The organism is Streptomyces sp. NPDC048612 (assembly GCF_043199295.1).
Taxonomy (GTDB): domain Bacteria; phylum Actinomycetota; class Actinomycetes; order Streptomycetales; family Streptomycetaceae; genus Streptomyces.
In genome coordinates this window covers 106,944-124,965 of sequence record NZ_JBICVV010000022.1, presented here as the reverse complement: position 1 = coordinate 124,965, position 18,022 = coordinate 106,944, and the positions used below count along the sequence as shown (strand labels likewise).

At 72.1% G+C, this 18,022-nt stretch carries 20 protein-coding genes; 15 read left to right on the top strand and 5 right to left on the bottom strand.

Going from position 1 to position 18,022, the window contains the following annotated elements; genetic code table 11:
- Positions 1-27: 27 nt before the first annotated feature.
- Positions 28-1,164: a D-alanine--D-alanine ligase family protein gene (locus tag ACGFN2_RS28100; RefSeq protein WP_362604278.1), complete on the top strand. Its 1,137-nt coding sequence runs from the start codon at positions 28-30 to the stop codon at positions 1,162-1,164.
- Between the two features lie 48 nt (positions 1,165-1,212).
- Here the strand turns inward: ACGFN2_RS28100 and ACGFN2_RS28095 are convergent, their stop codons facing one another.
- The gene (locus ACGFN2_RS28095; RefSeq protein ID WP_362604277.1) at positions 1,213-1,692 is read right to left on the bottom strand and encodes a DUF3515 domain-containing protein; all 480 of its coding nucleotides are present in this window, start codon (positions 1,690-1,692) and stop codon (positions 1,213-1,215) included.
- Positions 1,693-1,712: 20 nt separating this feature from the next.
- A complete protein-coding gene (locus ACGFN2_RS28090) occupies positions 1,713-1,946 on the bottom strand; it encodes an Lrp/AsnC ligand binding domain-containing protein (protein ID WP_393365216.1) in 234 nt (77 codons plus the stop codon).
- A gap of 158 nt (positions 1,947-2,104) precedes the next feature.
- Here ACGFN2_RS28090 and ACGFN2_RS28085 point away from each other — a divergent pair, with 158 nt between their 5' ends.
- Positions 2,105-3,073, top strand: a complete 969-nt coding sequence (locus tag ACGFN2_RS28085) for a thiamine-phosphate kinase (RefSeq protein ID WP_362604273.1) — start codon at positions 2,105-2,107, stop codon at positions 3,071-3,073.
- A gap of 74 nt (positions 3,074-3,147) precedes the next feature.
- Positions 3,148-3,963 (top strand): bifunctional hydroxymethylpyrimidine kinase/phosphomethylpyrimidine kinase, encoded by an 816-nt coding sequence (gene thiD / locus ACGFN2_RS28080; protein WP_362604271.1) that lies wholly within the window; start codon positions 3,148-3,150, stop codon positions 3,961-3,963.
- A 156-nt stretch (positions 3,964-4,119) separates the two neighbouring features.
- Here thiD and rpmB read toward each other — a convergent pair whose 3' ends face one another.
- The gene (gene rpmB, locus ACGFN2_RS28075; protein WP_006602870.1) at positions 4,120-4,305 is read right to left on the bottom strand and encodes a 50S ribosomal protein L28; all 186 of its coding nucleotides are present in this window, start codon (positions 4,303-4,305) and stop codon (positions 4,120-4,122) included.
- A 232-nt stretch (positions 4,306-4,537) separates the two neighbouring features.
- Between rpmB and ACGFN2_RS28070 the strand changes: the two genes are divergently transcribed.
- The 9 genes from ACGFN2_RS28070 to mutM all read left to right on the top strand — a co-directional run bounded on the left by ACGFN2_RS28070 (position 4,538) and on the right by mutM (position 14,733).
- On the top strand, positions 4,538-6,193 hold the full coding sequence (locus ACGFN2_RS28070) for a DAK2 domain-containing protein (RefSeq protein ID WP_393365213.1): 1,656 nt from the start codon (positions 4,538-4,540) through the stop codon (positions 6,191-6,193).
- Between the two features lie 57 nt (positions 6,194-6,250).
- Positions 6,251-9,307 (top strand): helicase-related protein, encoded by a 3,057-nt coding sequence (locus ACGFN2_RS28065; RefSeq protein ID WP_393365211.1) that lies wholly within the window; start codon positions 6,251-6,253, stop codon positions 9,305-9,307.
- A gap of 197 nt (positions 9,308-9,504) precedes the next feature.
- Positions 9,505-10,104 carry a 16S rRNA (guanine(966)-N(2))-methyltransferase RsmD gene (gene rsmD / locus ACGFN2_RS28060; RefSeq protein ID WP_393365209.1) on the top strand — a complete coding sequence of 200 codons (600 nt, stop codon included), beginning with the start codon at positions 9,505-9,507 and terminating at the stop codon, positions 10,102-10,104.
- Positions 10,105-10,130: 26 nt separating this feature from the next.
- Entirely contained in the window at positions 10,131-10,613 is a 483-nt protein-coding gene (gene coaD / locus ACGFN2_RS28055) for a pantetheine-phosphate adenylyltransferase (protein ID WP_362604323.1), read from the top strand.
- A gap of 130 nt (positions 10,614-10,743) precedes the next feature.
- Entirely contained in the window at positions 10,744-11,877 is a 1,134-nt protein-coding gene (locus ACGFN2_RS28050; RefSeq protein ID WP_393365207.1) for a cell division initiation protein, read from the top strand.
- A gap of 199 nt (positions 11,878-12,076) precedes the next feature.
- Positions 12,077-12,673: a YceD family protein gene (locus ACGFN2_RS28045; protein ID WP_362604261.1), complete on the top strand. Its 597-nt coding sequence runs from the start codon at positions 12,077-12,079 to the stop codon at positions 12,671-12,673.
- Positions 12,674-12,675: 2 nt separating this feature from the next.
- Positions 12,676-12,849 (top strand): 50S ribosomal protein L32, encoded by a 174-nt coding sequence (rpmF, locus tag ACGFN2_RS28040; RefSeq protein WP_003951102.1) that lies wholly within the window; start codon positions 12,676-12,678, stop codon positions 12,847-12,849.
- Positions 12,850-12,868: 19 nt separating this feature from the next.
- Positions 12,869-13,708: a ribonuclease III gene (gene rnc / locus ACGFN2_RS28035; RefSeq protein WP_362604258.1), complete on the top strand. Its 840-nt coding sequence runs from the start codon at positions 12,869-12,871 to the stop codon at positions 13,706-13,708.
- 98 nt (positions 13,709-13,806) lie between these two features.
- Positions 13,807-14,733, top strand: coding sequence for a bifunctional DNA-formamidopyrimidine glycosylase/DNA-(apurinic or apyrimidinic site) lyase (mutM, locus tag ACGFN2_RS28030; RefSeq protein WP_362604256.1), 927 nt, complete (start codon positions 13,807-13,809; stop codon positions 14,731-14,733).
- A 27-nt stretch (positions 14,734-14,760) separates the two neighbouring features.
- Here mutM and ACGFN2_RS28025 read toward each other — a convergent pair whose 3' ends face one another.
- On the bottom strand, positions 14,761-15,186 hold the full coding sequence (locus ACGFN2_RS28025) for a helix-turn-helix domain-containing protein (RefSeq protein WP_362604254.1): 426 nt from the start codon (positions 15,184-15,186) through the stop codon (positions 14,761-14,763).
- Positions 15,187-15,338: 152 nt separating this feature from the next.
- On the opposite strand from ACGFN2_RS28025, the gene ACGFN2_RS28020 reads away from it, so the two are divergent.
- Positions 15,339-15,929: a flavodoxin family protein gene (locus ACGFN2_RS28020; protein WP_393365239.1), complete on the top strand. Its 591-nt coding sequence runs from the start codon at positions 15,339-15,341 to the stop codon at positions 15,927-15,929.
- A 101-nt stretch (positions 15,930-16,030) separates the two neighbouring features.
- On the opposite strand, the gene ACGFN2_RS28015 is transcribed toward ACGFN2_RS28020, so the two are convergent.
- Complete coding sequence (locus ACGFN2_RS28015) at positions 16,031-16,954, bottom strand: CAP domain-containing protein (RefSeq protein WP_393365203.1); 924 nt, start codon at positions 16,952-16,954, stop codon at positions 16,031-16,033.
- A gap of 177 nt (positions 16,955-17,131) precedes the next feature.
- On the opposite strand from ACGFN2_RS28015, the gene ACGFN2_RS28010 reads away from it, so the two are divergent.
- The gene (locus tag ACGFN2_RS28010) at positions 17,132-17,413 is read left to right on the top strand and encodes an acylphosphatase (protein ID WP_362604250.1); all 282 of its coding nucleotides are present in this window, start codon (positions 17,132-17,134) and stop codon (positions 17,411-17,413) included.
- A 382-nt stretch (positions 17,414-17,795) separates the two neighbouring features.
- Positions 17,796-17,999, top strand: a complete 204-nt coding sequence (locus ACGFN2_RS28005; RefSeq protein WP_006602857.1) for a hypothetical protein — start codon at positions 17,796-17,798, stop codon at positions 17,997-17,999.
- Positions 18,000-18,022 lie beyond the last annotated feature (23 nt).

The following is an 18,022-nucleotide window of genomic DNA, read 5'->3' as shown; positions in this document are numbered from 1 at the left end:
CCTACCAGCAGGTACCCTCAACCCGATATGAGCAGCGAGACCTCCTCCCACAAGCCCCGCGTCGCCGTCGTGTTCGGCGGCCGCAGCTCCGAGCACGCGATCTCCGTGCTCACGGCCGGCGCCGTGCTGCGTGCCATCGACCGCGAGAAGTACGACGTGCTGCCCATCGGCATCACCACGGACGGCCGCTGGGCGCTGACCGCCGACGACCCGGAGCGGATGGCCATCGCGGACCGGCAGCTGCCCACCGTGGCCGCGCTCGCCGAGTCCGCCGAGGGCGCCGTGGTGCTCCCCGTCGACCCGACCAACCGCGAGGTCGTCTACAGCGAGCCGGGCTCGGTGCCCAAGGCGCTCGGCGAGGTCGACGTCGTCTTCCCCGTTCTGCACGGCCCCTACGGGGAGGACGGCACCCTGCAGGGTCTGCTGGAACTCTCCGGGGTGCCCTATGTCGGCTCGGGCGTGCTCGCCTCCGCCGTGGGCCAGGACAAGGACTACATGAAGCGGGTGTTCACCTCCTTCGGGCTGCCGGTCGGCCCGTACGAGGTCATCCGTCCGCGGGAGTGGGAAAACGATCCGGCGGCCGCCCGCCGGAAGATCGTCGACTTCGCCGCCGAGCACGGCTGGCCGCTCTTCGTGAAGCCCGCGCGGGCCGGCTCGTCCATGGGCATCACCAAGGTCGACGACCTCGGCGGCCTGGACGAGGCGATCGAGGAGGCCCGCCGGCACGACCCCAAGATCCTTGTGGAGTCGCTGCTGCGCGGCCGCGAGATCGAGTGCGGGGTGCTGGAGTTCGAGGACGGCCCGCGGGCCAGCGTGCCCGCCGAGATCCCGCCGGTCACCGCGCACGACTTCTACGACTTCGAGGCCAAGTACATCGACTCGGCCGACGGGATCGTGCCCGCGCCGCTGACCGGCGAGCAGACCGCCGAGGTCCAGGAGCTGGCCGTCGCGGCCTTCGAGGCGGCGTCCTGCGAGGGCCTGGTGCGCGCGGACTTCTTCCTGCAGGACAACGGCGAGTTCGTGATCAACGAGATCAACACGCTGCCCGGCTTCACGCCCATCTCGATGTACCCGCGGATGTGGCAGGAGAGCGGAGTGAGCTACCCGGAGCTGATCGACCGGCTCCTGCAGGCCGCACTGCACCGCTCCACGGGGCTGCGCTGACCCCGCCGGTCCCCGGGGCCGGCCCGGCCCCGCTGTGCCGGGCCGGCGTCAGACCCCTACGGGAACGGTCTTCTTCACGGCGCCCGCGAGGTCGGTGAGCGCATCGACCTCGGGGGCGTACTTCCCGGGCACGGTCACTTCGACATAGGCCTTGCGCAGCACGGTCGTGAAGCGGTAGCCGTCGTCCTGCTTCTCGAAGAGCCAGTCGACCCCGTTGACTTCCGCCGCGTCCGCGGAGGGGTTGTAATGTTCACTCCCGTGCGTCAGGACGTCGGGCTTCGGTACCCCGCAGCGCAGTTTCACGGCAGGATCGCCCCACCGGGCGGTGAAGTCGGAGACCGGCTCGGTGGCGGCCCGCTCCAGTCCGTCCACGGTGTGCGGCAACTCCTCGTGGAGCGCCTTGCAGTACCGCGCCGCCGCCCCCTCGGGAGAGGGGACGGCCACGTCTGCGGAAGGAGAGCAGCTCACCGCGGCGAACAGCACGGTGAGCGCGGGCAGGGCCAGGTGCCGACGGCGCGGAGTGATCACCCGGCCGAGGATACGGGGAGCTAGAGATGGACGACCGGGCAGGTGAGGGTGCGGGTGATGCCTTCCACTTGCTGGACCCGCGCGACCACCATGCGGCCCAGCTCATCGACGGTGTCGGCCTGTGCGCGCACGATGACGTCATAGGGCCCGGTCACGTCCTCGGCCTGGAGCACGCCGTGGATCTCGGAGATCACCTCAGCGACCGCCGAGGCCTTGCCGACCTCGGTCTGGATCAGGATGTAGGCCTGTACCACGGAACCTCCAGGGCGGCTACGAGGATCATGTGGGAAGAAGGGACGCCACGGTACCGCGTCACCGTGCGGAGCGGGGAGACCCGCGCGGTGAACTCGGCGAGTGCGGCACAGTCGTCAGCCACGTACGGACCGTCCGTACACATGGGAAGGGCAACAGCATGAAGGGCACCGTGGGCGAGCTGGGGGAGTTCGGGCTGATCAGGGAGCTCACCTCCCGGCTCACCACCACTCCGGCCGTACGGATCGGGCCGGGTGACGACGCCGCGGTGGTCACCGCGCCGGACCGGAGGGTGGTCGCCAGCACCGACATCCTCCTGGAGGGCCGGCACTTCCGGCGCGACTGGTCCACCGCCTACGACGTCGGCCGCAAGGCCGCCGCGCAGAACCTCGCCGACATCGCGGCGATGGGCGCGGTGCCCACCGCGATCCTGCTGGGCCTGGTCGTCCCCGCGGAACTCCCCGCGACCTGGCCGACCGAGCTGATGGACGGGCTGCGCGACGAGTGCCAGGTGGCGGGCGCCGCGGTGGTCGGCGGGGACGTCGTCCGCGGCGACACCATCACCGTCGCCATCACCGCGCTCGGCGATCTCCGCAACCAGGAGCCGGTCACCCGGGCCGGTGCCCAGCCCGGCGACGTGGTCGCGGTGACCGGCTGGCTCGGCTGGTCCGCCGCCGGGCACGCCGTCCTCTCCCGCGGTTTCCGCTCGCCGCGCGCCTTCGTGGAGGCCCACCGCCGGCCCGAGCCGCCGTACCACGCGGGCCCGGCGGCGGCCGGACTCGGCGCCACCGCCATGACGGACGTCAGCGACGGGCTGGTCGCCGACCTCGGGCACATCGCCGAGGCCAGCAAGGTCCGGATCGACCTGCGGTCCGCCGGCATCGACATCCCCACGCAGATGTCCGACATCGGCACCGCCGTCGGTGTGGACCCGATGCAGTGGGTGCTCAACGGCGGTGAGGACCACGCGATCGTGGCCACCTTCCCGCCCGATGTGAAGCTGCCCGCCCGGTGGAAGGTCATCGGCGAGGTGCTCCACCCCTCCGCGCTGCCCCAGGTGACGGTGGACGGCGCCCCCTGGGTGAAGGCCGGCTGGGACCACTTCGGCGACAACGGGGACACCGAGTAGTCCCGTACGGGACATGGGCCGTCCCCTACGGGCACCCGCAGGGCCGTGGGGGGCCGCCGAGTAGATTCGGCGGTATGCACACACCTCCACGCGTCCTGACCGTCGCCGGGTCCGACTCCGGCGGCGGCGCGGGCATCCAGGCCGACCTGAAGACGATGCTGGCGCTCGGCACCCACGGCATGAGCGTGATCACCGCCGTCACCGCCCAGAACTCCCTGGGCGTACAGGGCGCGTGGGAGCTGCCCGTCGAGGCCGTACGGGCCCAGTTCCGCAGCGTCGTCGACGACATCGGCGTCCAGGCCGTGAAGACCGGGATGCTCTCCTCGGCCGCACTCGTCGAAACCGTCGCCGAACTGCTCGCCGGACTGCGGGTCCCGGTCGTCGTCGATCCCGTAGGGGTCTCCAAGCACGGCGATCCGCTGCTCGCCGCCGACGCGCTGGACTCGGTCCGCGGCGCCCTGCTGCCGACGGCCACCGTCGCCACCCCCAACCTGGACGAGGTCACCCAGCTGACCGGCGTACGCGTCGAGGACGAGGCCGGCATGCGGCGGGCGGCCGCCGCGATCCTGGAGTTCGGGCCGCGCTGGGCGCTCATCAAGGGCGGCCATCTGACGGCCGGTGCCGCGCCCGGCGACAGCGCCGTCGACCTGCTCACCGACGGCACCGAGGAGCACTGGCTGCGCGCGCCCCGCCACGACAACCGGCACACCCACGGCACCGGCTGCACCCTCGCCAGCGCGCTGGCCGCGCAGCTCGCCAAGGGGGACACCGTCCCGCAGGCCGCCACGGCGGCGAAGGAGTACGTCACCGGCGCCCTCGCGGCGGGCTTCCGGCTGGGCGCGGGCATCGGCCCCGTGGATCATGGCTGGCGCACCCGCGGCACGGACTGACCGTGCGCACGGCGGCGCCCCGGCCGGGCGCCGCCGGGGTCAGCGCCCGGCCCCGGGAACGGCTCCGTCAACCGCCCCGGAAAAGGCGGAAGCCGGCCCACCTTGAGGGTGGACCGGCTCCATAAGCAACCGGCTGGCTGCGCTACGGCTAAGACGTCAGCGCGAGACCTTGCCGGCCTTGATGCACGAGGTGCAGGCGTTCAGCTTCTTCGGCGTGCGCCCGATCACTGCACGCACCGTCTGGATGTTGGGGTTCCAACGACGGTTGGTGCGGCGATGCGAGTGCGAGACACTCTTGCCGAAGCCCGGCCCCTTGCCGCAGACGTCGCAGTTGGCAGCCACGGGTCACTCCAAAGACTTCAGATGCACTTACGGTGAAATCCCGACGAGCCGAGTGCATTGCCCGACCGGCACCGTCAGGAGAGGAATGGCCCGATTCTCATCGGGCAACCGGAGCAGCATACAACGACCGCTCCCGTAGAACGAAACTACCACGCAGCCCCCGGCCCCCGCCCCGGCCGCCCCGTCGGAACGCGGCTACTGTGCGGTGCATCCCGCGACCCAGGAGGACGACGTGCCCCACCCGCTCGACGCCGCCGCGGTCCGCTCCTGGTGCGGGCTGGCTCTGGAGGCGCTCGGACGGGAACGCGAGCGGATCGACGCCATCAACGTCTATCCGGTGGCCGACGGCGACACCGGCACCAACCTCTACCTGACGCTCGAATCGGCCGCCCGCGCGGTCGAGGCCGCCTTCGACGGGCACAGCTCGGCCGGCACCGCGCCCTGCCTCGCCGACGCGATCGGCGCCATGGCCCACGGGGCCCTCATCGGGGCGCGCGGCAACTCCGGCACGATCGTGGCGCAGCTGCTGCGCGGGATGACGGAGGTGCTGGCGGCCGGGGACGGCTCGGCCGGGGCGCTGCGGCGGGCGCTGCGCCGGGCCGCCGCCTCCACGTACGAGGCTGTCGCCCACCCCGTCGAGGGCACCGTCCTGACGGTCGCGACCGCCGCCGCCGACGCCGCGGAGCAGGCTGCCGCCGGGGCCGCAGGGGGTCTGGGCGCCGCCGAGGTCGCCCGTGCCGCCCACGAGGGCGCCCGTACCGCGCTCCAGGCCACCCCGGGCCAGCTCGCGGTCCTCGGCCGGGCCGGTGTGGTGGACGCCGGCGGCTGCGGCCTGGTCGCCCTGCTGGGGGCGCTCGCCGACGCCCTGTCCGGGGAGGTCTCGGCGACACCGGTCGCCGTACGGGCCGACGCCCCGCTCCCCGAGGCGGCCGGCTGCGAGGCCGTCGGCGGGCCGGCGGCGGACGGCTGCGGGGACCCGGACGGGCCCGCCTTCGAGGTGATCTATCTGCTGGAGGCCGGGGACGCGGCGGTGGCACGGCTGCGGACCCGGCTCGACGGGCTCGGCGACTCCCTGGTGGTGGTCGGGGGGGACGGGCTGTGGAACGTCCATGTCCATGTCGACGACGCGGGCGCCGCGGTGGAGGCCGGTATCGAGGCGGGCCGCCCCTACCGGGTCCGCATCACGCACTTCGGTGCCGTCACCCGCTCCGAGGAACCGGCCATGACGGCGCGGGCCGTGGTCGCGGTGGTGCCGGGCGCCGGGCTCGCCGGACTGTGCGCGGAGGCCGGCGCGACGCCGGTCGCCGTACGCCCCGGAGAGCCGCCCGCCAGCGGCGAACTGGTGCAGGCGATCCGCCAGGCCCACGCCCGGGAGGTGATGCTGCTGCCGAACGACGCCGAGCTGCGGCACACCGCGGCGGCCGCCGCCGAACAGGCCCGCACCGAGGGCGTACGGGTCGCGCTCATCCCCACCCGCTCCGCCGTCCAGGGCCTCGCGGCGCTGGCGGTGCACGAACCGGGCCGCAGCTTCGACGAGGACGTGGTCGCCATGACCGCGGCCGCGGGCGCCACCCGCTACGCCGAGCTGGCCGTCGCCGAGCGGCAGTCGTGGACGATGGCCGGGATCTGCCAGGCCGGGGACGTCCTCGGCCTGATCGACGGCGATGTCGCGGTGATCGGCTCCGACCTCCTGCACACCGCGACGACCGTGCTCGACCGGATGCTGTCGGCGGGTGGGGAGATGGTCACCCTGGTTCTCGGCGCGGACGCGCCGGAGGCGCTCGCCGAGCGGCTGGAGCGCCATGTCCGCGAGCGCCATCTCGCCGTCGACACGGTCGTGTACGAGGGCGGCCAGCACGCGGCGCCGCTGCTCATCGGCGTGGAGTGAGCCCGCCGGGACGCCGGGTGAGCCGCGATTGTCACAGGCGTGGTGTGCAATGGAGGCGTGGCAGCGCTCGACGAACCCCTGAAGAAAATCCTCGGTGGCACCACCGCGAAGGTGCTGGCCGAGCATCTCGACCTGCATACGGTCGGTGACCTGTTGCACCACTACCCGCGCCGCTATGCCGAGCGCGGTGAGCTGACCCGTCTCGCGGACCTCCCGCTGGACGAACACGTCACGGTCGTCGCGCAGGTCGCGGACGCCCGGGTGCTGAAGTTCAACGGCGGTCGGGGGCAGCGCCTCGAAGTGACGCTCACCGACGGCAGCGGCCGGCTCCGGCTGGTCTTCTTCGGCAAGGGCCTGCACAAGCCCCACAAGGAGTTGCTCCCCGGGCGCCGCGCGATGTTCGCCGGCAAGGTCTCGGTCTTCAACCGCAAACTCCAGCTCGCCCACCCGGAATACGAGCTGCTCGACCGCACGGCCGAGGACGGGGAGGACGCGGTCAGCGCCTTCGCCAACCAGCTCATGCCGATCTACCCGGCCTGCCAGCAGATGGCGTCCTGGAAGATCGCCAAGGCGGTGGACGCGGTGCTGCCCAGCGCGCAGGACGCCGTCGACCCGCTGCCGGAATCACTGCGGGAGGGCCGGGCGCTGGTCCCGCTCACCGAGGCGCTGCTGAAGATCCACCGGCCGGCGACCAAGGCCGACATCGCCGACGCGCGGGCCCGGCTGAAGTGGGACGAGGCCTTCGTCCTGCAGGTCGCGCTCGCCCGCCGCCGCCGCGCCGAGACCCAACTCCCCGCCGTGGCGCGGACCCTGGTCCAGGGCGGCATCCTCGACGCCTTCGACGCCAAGCTGCCGTTCACCCTCACCGAAGGCCAGCAGAAGGTCAGCCGGGAGATCTTCGACGACCTGGCGACCGAGCACCCCATGCACCGCCTCCTCCAGGGCGAGGTGGGCTCCGGCAAGGCGCAGCCGCTGGACGCCCTGGTGCTGACGCCGCGCGGCTTCCGTCCCATGGGGGAGATGACCGTCGGCACCGAAGTGGTGGTGCCGAGCGGTGAACTCGCCGTCGTGGACGGCGTCTTCCCGCAGGGCGAGCGGGAGGTGTGGCGCCTGGTGCTGTCCGACGGGAGCACCGTCGAGTGCGACGACGAGCACCTGTGGATCGTCGGGGCCGACGGGACCGACGGGTCCGCCGAGCAGGTACGGACGACGCGGGAACTGCGCGGCGACCTGCTGACGGCCGACGGCCGCCCCAAGTGGTCCATCGCGCCCGCGACACCGGTGGACCTGGACGGCGGCGCGGCCCGGCAGCTCGACCCCTACGAGGTGGGACGGACGCTGGGCGAGGGAGGCGGCGACCGCCCGGCGGCCCGGGTGCCGGACGCGTACCGGGACGCCCCCCTCAAGGACCGGCTGGCCGTGGTGCAGGGCCTGATGGACGCCGGCGGGCTGCCCGCGGGAGCCGCCGCGGTCTACCGCGCGGCGCCCGGTCCGCTCGCCGCGGACCTCGCCTGGCTGGTGCGTTCCCTGGGCGGTGTCGCCCGGCTCGATCCCGTGCCCGGCGAGGCGTACGACGTCACTGTGGCCTTGCCGGAGGCGTATCCGCCGTTCCGTGATCCGGCGGCGGCCCCCGAGGGGGCGGCGGCGCACCGGCCGCCCGGCGCCGAGGTCCGCCCCGGCTTCCGGCGCGCCGTCCACGCCATCGAGTACGTGGGCCGCGCACCCGTCCAGTGCATCAGCGTCCGGCACCCCTCCCACGCCTACGTGACCGACCACTTCACCGTCACCCACAACACCATGGTCGCGCTGCGCGCCATGCTCGGCGTCGTCGACAGCGGCGGCCAGGCCGCGATGCTGGCGCCGACCGAGGTCCTGGCCCAGCAGCACCACCGTTCGATCACCGAGATGATGGGGGAGCTGGCCGAGGGCGGGATGCTCGGCGGCGCGGAGCGCGGCACCAAAGTGGTGCTGCTGACCGGCTCCATGGGCGCCGCGGCCCGCCGCCAGGCGCTGCTCGACCTGGTCACCGGCGAGGCTGGCATCGTCATCGGCACCCATGCCCTGATCGAGGACAAGGTGCAGTTCCACGACCTGGGGCTGGTCGTCGTCGACGAACAGCACCGCTTCGGCGTCGAGCAGCGCGACGCCCTGCGCGGCAAGGGCAAACAGCCGCCGCACCTGCTGGTAATGACGGCGACCCCCATCCCGCGCACGGTCGCCATGACCGTCTTCGGCGACCTGGAGACCTCCGTCCTGGACCAGCTCCCCGCCGGACGCTCGCCGATCGCCAGCCATGTGGTGCCCGCCAAGGACAAGCCGCATTTCCTGGCCCGCGCCTGGGAGCGGGTCCGCGAGGAGGTGGCGGCCGGCCACCAGGGCTATGTGGTGTGCCCCCGGATCGGCGACGAGGAGGACGCCCCCAAGGGGGCGAAGAAGGGCGCGGCCGGCTCCAAGGGCGCGGCGGCCAAGGAGAGTTCACCGGAGGACGCGGCGGAGAAGCGCCCGCCGCTCGCGGTGCTCGACATCGCCGGGCAGCTCACCACCGGCCCGCTGGACGGCCTGCGGGTGGCGGTGCTGCACGGCCGGATGGCGCCGGACGACAAGGACGACGTGATGCGCCGGTTCGCCGCCGGCGAGCTGGACGTGCTGGTCGCGACGACCGTCATCGAGGTCGGCGTGAACGTCCCGAACGCCACCGCCATGGTGATCATGGACGCCGACCGCTTCGGCGTCTCCCAGCTGCACCAGCTGCGCGGCCGGGTCGGCCGTGGCGCGGCGCCCGGCCTGTGCCTGCTGGTCAGCGAGATGCCGGAGGCCAGCCCGGCCCGCGCCCGGCTCGCCGCCGTGGCCGGCACCCTCGACGGCTTCGAACTCTCCCGTATCGACCTGGAACAGCGGCGCGAGGGCGATGTCCTGGGCCAGGCCCAGTCCGGCGTCCGCTCCTCGCTGCGGATGCTCGCGGTCATCGACGACGAGGAGGTGATCGCGGCGGCCCGCGACGAGGCCACCGAGCTGGTCACCGCCGACCCCGAGCTGTCCGGATACCCGGAGCTGCGGATCGCCCTGTCCGCCCTGCTGGACGACGCACGGGAGCAGTATCTGGACAAGGGATGAGCGCCGCCGCCGCGACACGGGGGCGCGGCCGGCGGACGGGCCCGGCCCCGGCGGCAGGTGAGATCGATCACCGCGCTCCGGCGCTCCCCAAAGGCTCCGGCCGGACCTCGCCCGTCGGCTGACGGAATATCGTGGAGGTGCGGAGCCTGCCCGGCTCCTCTCAGCACACCGACCACGCGCAACGTAAGGACGGGCCCATGACCCGCGTGATCGCCGGTACGGCCGGCGGCCGCCGCCTGGCCGTACCACCGGGAAACGGCACCCGCCCCACCTCCGACCGTGCGCGCGAGGGCATGTTCTCCACCTGGGAGTCGCTCGACGGGCCGATGAACGGTGCGCGCGTGCTCGACCTGTACGGCGGTTCCGGCGCGGTCGGCCTGGAGGCCCTCTCGCGCGGCGCCGCGCACGTCCTGCTGGTCGAGGCCGACGCCCGCGCGGTGCGCACCATCCGCGACAACGTCCGCACGGTCGGCCTCCCCGGCGTCGAGGTCCGGGCCGGCAAGGCCGAGCAGACCGCTGCCGCGCCGCCCCCGGGTGAGCCGTACGACCTCGTCTTCCTGGACCCGCCCTACGTGGTCACCGACGCCGATCTCTGCGAGATCCTGCTCACACTCCGTGGTCAGGGGTGGCTTGCGGAGCAGGCACTCGTCACCGTGGAGCGCAGCACCAGAGGCGGCACGTTCCCATGGCCGGACGGATTCGAAGCGATCAAGGCTCGTCGCTACGGCGAGGGGACGCTTTGGTACGGTCGCGCCGCTTCGACGTCCGTCGCACCGACGTCAGCAAGCGTGTCATGACCGGATCGGAGAGCGAGGAAACCGAGTTGCGCCGCGCCGTCTGTCCGGGGTCGTTCGACCCCGTCACCAACGGGCACCTGGACATCATCGCCCGTGCCTCCAAGCTGTACGACGTCGTCCATGTCGCCGTGATGATCAACCAGTCCAAGAAGGGGCTGTTCACGGTCGAGGAACGGATCGACCTGATCCGCCGGGCCACCGCCGAGTACGGCAACGTGGAGGTCGAGTCCTTCCACGGCCTGCTCGTCGACTTCTGCAAGCAGCGCGACATCCCCGCCATCGTCAAGGGACTGCGGGCGGTCAGCGACTTCGACTACGAGCTGCAGATGGCCCAGATGAACAACGGCCTGTCCGGTGTGGAGACGCTCTTCGTCCCCACCAACCCGACCTACAGCTTCCTCTCCTCCAGCCTCGTGAAGGAGGTCGCCGCCTGGGGCGGCGATGTCTCCCACCTGGTCCCGCCGTTCGTCCTCGAAGCCCTCACCGAGCGCCTGCGGAAGAAGGACTGAGCACCGCACCCGGCGTACCGCGCACGATGCCGGACTGACGGGGCGTCAGGTGGTGTCGGGCGGTCGGCCGGTGGACGTACAGTCGTCCCGTCCCGTCGTTCACAACCCTTCAGAGAGTGGCGAGTCCAAGGTGGACGTGCAGAAGAAGCTCGACGACATCGTCGCGACCGTCGGCGGTGCCCGGTCCATGCCCATGTCGGCCTCGTGCGTGGTCAACCGCGCCGAGCTGCTCGCCATGCTGGAAGAGGTGCGCGCGGCGCTGCCCGGCTCCCTCGCGCAGGCGCAGGAGCTGCTCGGCGGACGCGAGCAGGTGGTCGAGGACGCACGGGCGGAGGCGGAGCGGATCATCGAGACCGCGCACGCCCAGCGCGGTTCGCTGATCTCCGACACCGAGGTCGCCCGGCAGTCCCAGGAGGAGGCGGACCGCATCCTGGCGGAGGCCCGCCGGGAGGCGGAGGAGATCCGCGCCGAGGCCGACGACTACGTGGACAGCAAGCTCGCCAACTTCGAGGTGGTGCTGACCAAGACCATCGGGTCGGTCGACCGGGGCCGCGAGAAGCTCCTCGGCCGGGGTCCGGGGCTCGACGAGCAGGGTTACGAGGACGCCGAGGCCCCGGAGCGCAGCGGCGACCCGGAGACCCTCCGGCAGCGCGCCGACGCCTATGTGGACGCCAAGTTCGGGGCGTTCCAGGCCGTGCTGACCAAGACGCTGGAGGCGGTCGGCCGGGGCCGCGACAAGCTCCAGGGCGCGCAGGCCATCGATGAGCTGGGCGTGCACCTCGCGGCGCAGGGCGACCCGCAGTCCGGGCATCCGCAGGCGGACGCCGACTACCTCGCCGGCCTGGCGGGCATCGGCGCCGACCAGGCCCCGCAGCCGCCCCAGGTGCCCCCGATGCCCCAGGCGCAGCCCCAGCAGCCCCAGGGGCATCAGCAGCCCCTCCAGCCCCAGCTCCAGCAGCAGGGCTACTACACCGACCCCGCGGCCTACCCGCAGCAGGACGTCTACGGCTATCAGCAGCCGCAGGAGGCGATGTACGCCCAGGACGCCCAGCAGCAGAACATGTACGGCTACGACTGGCAGCAGCAGGCCCAGCGGCAGGGTTACGACCCGCAGGGGTATCTCCAGCAGCAGGTGCCGCAGCAGCCCCAGCACGCCCCGCACGCCCAGGCCGCGCAGTCCGGCGCGCTGGACGAGACCAGCCTCTTCGACACCAGCATGATCGACCTGGACCAGCTCCGGCAGTACGAGGAGCGGCGCCAGTAGGCGTCATTGCCCGCGGGACCGGGGAGGGACGGCAGCGGATTGGGCCTATCGGGGCCCGTCCAGTATCCTGGCTCTTCGGTCGCGCGTATGTCCGCGATCTCTGCTGCCCGAATCCTCCACCACGGAAGTACGGGCGGCACGTAAACCCCGTAGAAAGCAGGAAGCCATCAACGCCCGCCTCGACCACCGTTCCCCTCTCGTGTTCGACACACGGGAGCTGGGCCGGCGTCCCGGTGCGCTCAAGAGGGTCTCCCGCTCCGCCGAGGCCCCCCGGGACCTCGGCAACGAGGTCATCGGTGTGCCCGAGGGCGCACCGATCGAGCTCGACCTCCGCCTCGAGTCGGTCATGGACGGGGTGCTTGTCACAGGCACCGGCCGTGCAACCGTCAAGGGGGAGTGCGTAAGGTGTCTGGAGCCGCTGGAGCGAGAGCTCGACGCGGACTTCCAGGAGATGTTCGCCTACCCCGACGCCGACGCCAGGGTCCGTGAGGACGCCGGCGACGACGCCGAGGACGAGGAGGACACCCTCTTCCTCGAGGACGACCTGTTCGACCTCGAACCCGTGCTGCGGGACGCGGTGGTGCTTGCACTGCCGATGCAGCCGGTGTGCCAGGACGACTGCCCGGGCCTGTGCTCCGATTGCGGAGTGCGGCTGGCGGACGACCCGGACCACCACCACGACGCCGTCGACATCCGTTGGGCGGCACTGCAGGGACTCGCCGGGACCGTCAAGGACGGCGAGAAGGACAACATGGGCGGCGCCGAAGCGGGCGTCGACGAGAAGCAGGAGAAGTAGCCGTGGCTGTTCCGAAGCGGAAGATGTCGCGCAGCAACACGCGCCACCGCCGGTCGCAGTGGAAGGCTGCGGTCCCCACCCTGGTGGCGTGCGAGCGCTGCCATGAGCCGAAGCAGCAGCACATCGCGTGCCCGAGCTGCGGCACCTACAACAAGCGCCAGGTCCTCGAGGTCTGAGCGGCTGGTGACAGGCTCCATGTCAGACGCCAAATCGACTTCCCGCAAGCGCGGGGATGAACCGACTCCGGCGGACACAGCCTCGTCCCACACGCTTCTGGAAGGGCGGCTCGGGTACCAGCTCGAGTCCGCCCTTCTGGTGCGTGCGCTGACGCACCGCTCGTACGCATACGAGAACGGCGGTCTGCCCACCAACGAGCGGCTCGAGTTCCTCGGGGACTCGGTGCTCGGCCTGGTGGTCACGGACACGCTGTACCGCATCCACCCCGATCTCCCGGAAGGCCAGCTGGCCAAGCTGCGGGCCGCGGTGGTCAACTCGCGTGCACTTGCCGAGGTGGGCCGCGGCCTCGACCTCGGTGCCTTCATCCGCCTCGGACGAGGCGAAGAGGGTACGGGCGGCCGGGACAAGGCCTCCATCCTCGCCGACACCCTTGAAGCGGTGATCGGCGCGGTCTATCTCGATCAGGGTCTCGACGCGGCGGGCGAGCTGGTGCACCGGCTCTTCGACCCGCTCATCGAGAAGTCCTCCAGCCTGGGCGCCGGCCTGGACTGGAAGACCAGCCTCCAGGAGCTCACCGCGACCGAAGGTCTCGGCGTCCCGGAGTATCTGGTCACCGAGACCGGCCCCGACCACGAGAAGACCTTTACTGCTGCCGCCCGCGTCGGTGGTGTCTCGTACGGCACCGGCACCGGCCGCAGCAAGAAGGAAGCCGAGCAGCAGGCGGCCGAGTCCGCGTGGCGTGCGATTCGCGCCGCGGCGGACGAGGCGGCCAAGGCGGCGGCTTCCGGTGACGAGGAGTCGCCGGAAGCCGAGGACTCGGCTCCGGCCGCCGGCGACGATTCGTCGTCGGCACACTGAAGCACCGATTCTGACCCCGTCCGGGGCGGCCCCGTGTCGCCCCGTACGGGGTCAGTGTCCTTTCCCCCTACTTTCACCGCCGTTCCAAGGAGCCCTCCGTGCCCGAGCTGCCCGAGGTCGAGGTCGTACGCCGCGGACTGGAGCGCTGGGTCAGCGGCCGCACCATCGACGCCGTCGAGGTGCGGCATCCGCGGGCGATCCGGCGGCACACGGCCGGGGCGGCGGACTTCGCGGCCCGGCTCAAGGGGCTGCGCCTCGGTACGGCGCGGCGGCGCGGCAAGTACCTCTGGCTGCCGGTGACCGGCGGCGGTCCGGCCTCCCAGACCGCCGCGGAGGGCATCACCCCGGTCGTCACGCCGTCCGTCACCCACGGGCTGGCGATCCTCGCCCACCTGGGGATGAGCGGCCAGCTGCTGGTCCAGCCGCAGGACGCCCCCGACGAGAAGCACCTGCGGATTCGTCTCCGCTTCGCCGATGACCTGGCCACCGAACTCCGCTTCGTCGACCAGCGCACCTTCGGCGGACTCTCGCTGCACGACACCGTGCCCGGTGACGCGGACCAACTGCCCGACGTCATCGCCCACATCGCCCGGGACCCGCTCGATCCCGCCTTCGACGACGCCGCCTTCCACACCGCGCTGCGCCGCCGCCGGACCACCGTGAAGCGGGCGCTGCTCGACCAGACGCTGATCAGCGGCGTCGGCAACATCTACGCGGACGAGGCGCTGTGGCGCAGCAAGCTCCACTACGAGCGGCCGACCGCCACCCTCACCCGGCCGCGCACCGCCGAGCTGCTCGGCCACGTACGCGACGTGATGAACGCCGCGCTCGCCGTCGGCGGCACCAGCTTCGACAGCCTCTATGTCAACGTCAACGGGGAGTCCGGCTACTTCGAGCGCTCCCTGGACGCCTACGGGCGCGAGGACGAACCCTGCCGCCGCTGCGGGACCCCGATCCGCCGCCGCCCCTGGATGAACCGCTCCAGCTACTTCTGCCCCCGCTGCCAGCGGCCGCCGCGCGCCTGAACACCGGGCCGCGGCCCGGCCGTCGGGTCAGCCGGCGGGGTGCTGGGCGTCGTACTCTTCGCGCGCCTGCATGACCTGCGGCATCCGGTCCTCCACCAGGTCGATCAGTGTCCGCAGCCGGCGGGCGACCTGGTCGCCCAGCGGCGTCAGCGCGTAGTCCACCCGGGGCGGGTTGGTCTGCTGTGCCTCGCGGTGCACGAGCCCGTCCCGCTCCAGCGCGTGCAGGGTCTGGGCCAGCATCTTCTCGCTCACGCCCGCCACCCTGCGCCGCAGTTCGTTGAAGCGGAAGGTGCCGTCGAGCAGGGCGCCGAGCGTCAGGCTGCCCCACCGGTCGGTGATGTGCCGGAGCGCGTCGCGGGACGGGCAGTCGCGCGCGAAGACGTCGTAGGCCAGGTCGTCCGTACAGCCGGGGGTGGGCTCCCCGTCCGTCTCGCCGGTGGTTTCGGTCGCCATGAGCACACCCTACCCCGGCACAGCGCTAACCAATGGGTTGCGCTTTCGAAAAGTTAGTGCTTCTCTTCTCTCCATCGCATCCCACTGTTCCCGGGGGCCGACCGCCCCGGGACGCCATGACCCGAGGAGAAACCGCCGTGACCACGCCTGCCCTGCCCGCCCCCGTCGTCTCGCTCGCCTACCACTCCGGCTTCGGCCACACCGCCGTCCTGGCCGAGGCCGTCCGCGCCGCCGCCGTCGAGGCCGGTGCCACCGTTCACCTGGTCAAGGTCGACGAGATCACCGACGCCCAGTGGGAGCAGCTGGACGCCTCCGACGCCATCGTCTTCGGCTCGCCGACCTACATGGGTACGGCCTCCGGCGCCTTCCACACCTTCGCCGAGGCGAGCGCCAAGCGCTGGGCGACCCGCGCCTGGCAGGACAAGCTCGCCGCGGGCTTCACCAACTCCGCCTCCAAGAGCGGCGACAAGCTGCACACCCTGCAGTTCTTCACGGTGCTCGCCGCCCAGCACGGCATGAACTGGGTCAGCCTCAACCTGCTCCCCGGCTGGAACTCCTCCACCGCGTCCGAGAACGACCTGAACCGCCTGGGCTTCTTCCTCGGCGCCGCCGCCCAGTCCCCCAACGACCAGGGCGCCGAGGGCGTCCACAAAGCCGATATCGCCACCGCCGAGCACCTCGGACGCCGGATCGCCGAACAGGCCCGCATCGTCGTCGCCGGCCGCGCCGCCCTCGCCGCCTGACCGGCGCGTTCCTCCGGACCTGCCACGCACCGCGCCCGTGCCGCCCCGTGAAAGATCACGGGGCGGCACGGGCGCGGTGCGTGGCTACCCGGCTGCCTCTCTCAGAAGCCGAAGTCCTGCGTCCACCACGGGCCGCCGGACCCGAAGTGGGCACCGACGCCGAGGGTCTTGTACTCGCAGTTGAGGATGTTGGCGCGATGGCCGGGGCTGTTCATCCAGGAGTCCATGACGGCCTCCGCGTCGGCCTGGCCGCGGGCTATGTTCTCGCCGCCGAGGTCGTCGACGCCCGCGTCACGGGCACGGTCCCAGGGCGTGTCGCCGTCCGGGTCGGTGTGGTCGAAGAAGCCGCGCCGGGCCATGTCGTCACTGAAGTCCTGAGCGAGACCGGCCAGTTCCCTGTCCGCCGTCACCGGGGAGCAGCCGGCCTGGGCGCGCTCCTCATTGACCAGCGACAGCACCCGCGTCTCCGCGGACGACTGGCTGTCGGGGGCCTTCGACGCCGCCACGGTGCGCTCGGGCGCCGCGGAGGCGGTCCGCTTCGCGGGCTCGGCCGACCGCTGCGAACCGGCCGACCCGGTGGGGGACGTGGACGGCTGGTGCGGGGCGGGGGACACCGGGCGGGTGGCCCTGGCCGAGGGGCGCCCGCTGCCGGGGGCCTTGGCACGGGCCCCGCCGCGGCTCGCCTCCTCGCCGGCGCGGTCGGACGGCGACGCCGAGACACCGCCCAGCGGCTCGGTGGCCTCCGGCAGTGCGCCGGCCCGCACCCGCTCACCCTGCTCGCCGTCCACACCCCCGTCGAACTGGCCGTGGCCGGGAACCAGTCCGGAGGCGACCGCCACGGCCCCCATCGCCACCACCGCGGAGACGCCGAGCAGTCCGGTCCGGACGGGCGTCATGCCGCGGCCGCGCGCGGCGCGGGGGTCACGGTGCCGGGTCGCGTCCGGCGCGCCGGCCGTCGGAGCGTCAACCGGCCCCGTACCGGGGGCTTGCGGGGCAAGGGGGGCAGAGCGTCGATGGCGGCCCATCCGCTGTCTTCCTTCCACCGGCGAAAGCACCGGCTCGACTGGAGCGGCTACGCCGCACAGCTTTCCTGGCGTCAAGATGGCTCACCCATAAGGGTGAGCCTCGCTGTCGGGGGACTGTACGCCATGGCGGGAGGGGCAGAAGTGACCTCTGCGCAATCGGACAGTTAGCGTGCACACATGAATGAAGCTGTCCGAGTGACCGCGTGGGTCCGCGGCCGGGTCCAGGGTGTCGGTTTCCGCTGGTTCACCCGGGCGAACGCCCTTCGCATCGGCGAACTCGCCGGATTCGCCGTCAATCTGGGGGACGGCCGCGTCCAGGTGGTCGCCGAGGGCCCGAAGGATCACTGCGACCAGTTGCTCGACTGGCTCCGCACCGGAGACACGCCCGGGCGGGTCGACGGAGTCACTGAGATATGGGACACGCCCCGCGGGGGTTACGACGGCTTCGAGATCCGCTGATCCGGCCCGCCGGAACCGCCCGTACGGGCGCCGGGGGCGATCTTGCGGACGCGTCCTTGTCAGCTGCTTACGGGAGATAAGGCCTGGTGGTTGCCAACTCGGCCGACCCGTGCAAGGCTGCCGCTGTACGGATGATCTCCACGCCCCGGCGGGACCTTTCTGGAGAGTCGGCGCAGTGCCTTCATGGCCGCGCACTCTCAGGTGCCCGAGGATACGGGGTGTGATCGTGTTGACCGTCAAACCGTTTGGTGAGACTCTGGAATCCCCGCGCACCTTAGCTGTTTGGCATTGAGTACACCAGAGAATGACAAGCACCGCGGGTGCGAATCCCTCACGACCCACACCGCTTCGGTCGGTCACTCATTGTGGAGGACCATCCATCATGGCAAAGGCGCTTCTCGGTTACGTCGGCGGCTCCGACCCCCGAGTCCTCTCCGAGATGCGACGGCTTCAGCAGCGCGTCCAAGACCTGGAATCCGAGCTGATTCGGATGCAGGCCGAAAACGACATGCTGTCGGCTGCCGCACGTCGCGACGACTCGATGCTCGACATCGACGTACCCCAGGCGGAGCCCGCGCTCACCTGACCCCGACCTCAGGGCCGGTAGAG